Below are 228 nucleotides of genomic sequence, written 5' to 3' on the forward strand. Positions count from 1 at the left end.
TCAGCCCGGCAGCGACGCTCTCCCCCACCGTGCGCGGGCTCTGGCAGCAGCCGGCGATCATCACGCCGTCGACCACCGTCTCCACCGGACGCAGCTTGGGATGGATCTCGTTGAAGAACCCGTCGCTTCCGACCGGGAGCTTGAGCACCTGAACCAGATCGGAGTTCTCCCTGGGCACCATGCCGGTGACCAGCACCACAGGTCGACCGGGAGGTCAGCTCACGGCTC

Annotated in this window: 1 pseudogene; it reads right to left on the minus strand. The window is 67.1% G+C overall.

Features of this window, described 5'->3' with window-relative positions:
- A pseudogene (locus tag BN358_RS23290) lies at positions 1-199 on the minus strand (CoB--CoM heterodisulfide reductase iron-sulfur subunit A family protein); the annotation flags it as partial.
- Between the last annotated feature and the right edge of the window lie 29 nt (positions 200-228).

This window comes from Sedimentibacter sp. B4, assembly GCF_000309315.1.
Classification (GTDB): Bacteria; Bacillota; Clostridia; order Tissierellales; family Sedimentibacteraceae; genus Sedimentibacter; species Sedimentibacter saalensis.